The 1,353-nt window shown below is 29.3% G+C and carries 2 protein-coding genes; both read left to right on the forward strand.

The window, feature by feature from the left end:
• Nucleotides 1-408: FecCD family ABC transporter permease (locus tag ACR0QS_RS13230; protein ID WP_432633920.1), on the forward strand; the 408-nt coding region annotated here is incomplete at its 5' end.
• Nucleotides 405-1,151, forward strand: coding sequence for an ABC transporter ATP-binding protein (locus ACR0QS_RS13235; protein WP_432633921.1), 747 nt, complete (start codon nucleotides 405-407; stop codon nucleotides 1,149-1,151). The genes ACR0QS_RS13230 and ACR0QS_RS13235, both read left to right, overlap by 4 nt.
• Nucleotides 1,152-1,353: the final 202 nt, after the last annotated feature.

The following is a 1,353-nucleotide window of genomic DNA, read 5'->3' on the forward strand; positions in this document are numbered from 1 at the left end:
ACTATAATTTTTTTAATCGTTTTAATTAAATATTCGGCGGTTTTGGATATAATGACTTTCGGAGATACGACAAGTTTATCTTTGGGGGTTAATGCGAAAAAAATGAGAATATTTTTTATAATCGTTTCTTCTTTTATAACGGCAATTTTGGTTTCTTTTGTCGGAATAATAGGATTTGTCGATTTGGTTTCTCCGCATATAGTTAGAAAAATTTTCGGAGCAAAACATATTGTGGCGATTCCAATGTCGGCGCTTTTCGGCGGAATGCTGCTTAATATTGCCGATATATTTTCAAGGATTATGGTTCAGGGAGCGAATATTCCAATCGGCATAGTGACGGCTTTGATTGGAGCGCCTTTTTTCTTATATATTTTTCTTAATAATAAAGCTGCGGGAAATCAAAAATGATTGAAGTTGATAAATTATCTTTTTCTTATGGAAATAAAAAAATTCTAAATAATATTTCATTTAAAATTTTTGAAAACGATAGATTATGCATTATCGGTCCAAACGGTTCGGGAAAAACGACTTTATTAAAATCGTTATGCAATATTTTAGATTTTCAAGGTTCTATATTAATCGAAAATAAAAATATAAAAGATATTGAAGTTTATAAAACCGTTGCTTTCATGAGTCAAATCTCGGAAATATATTTTGATTATTCCGTTTTCGATACTGTTATGCTCGGCAGGTATTCGAGTTTTAAAGATAAAATTTTTTCGATGCCCGACAAAAAAGACAAAGAAATAGTTTTGGAATGTTTGGAAAAATTAAAAATAATTCGGTTAAAAGACAAATCTATAAATCGGCTTTCTGGAGGCGAACTTCAAAAAGTTTTTTTAGCGAGAGTTTTCGCTCAAAATCCAAAAATCATCCTTATGGACGAACCCGCAAATCATTTGGATTTAAACAGTCAAATAGAACTTATTAATAATTTGAAAGAGTGGGCAAGCGAAGATTCTAGATGCATTGTAGCCGTTATGCATGATATTAATAATGTTTTTAATTTTGCAAATAAAATACTGCTTTTGAACGGCGGAGAGATTTTATATTTTGGCGACTACGAGAATTTTAATTTGGAATTATTGAATAGAATTTATAATGCGGATATCGTGGAGTATATGAGAAATTCTTTAAAAAAATGGATATAACCTATTGACAAAAATTTAATTAATGTTATAATATTACCATTATGATTAAGATTTATACTATATTTTTGACGCTTGCCTTGCCTTGCCTTGCCTTGCCTTGCCTTGCAGGTATTATAGTTTAAATAAATTAAATCTAATTATATCAACTTCAAAAAATATTATGCTTATCTTTGGCATATTTAATAGATTTTCAATAAATTTA

It is taken from the genome of Brachyspira sp. (assembly GCF_050873525.1).
In the GTDB taxonomy this organism is placed as follows: domain Bacteria; phylum Spirochaetota; class Brachyspiria; order Brachyspirales; family Brachyspiraceae; genus Brachyspira.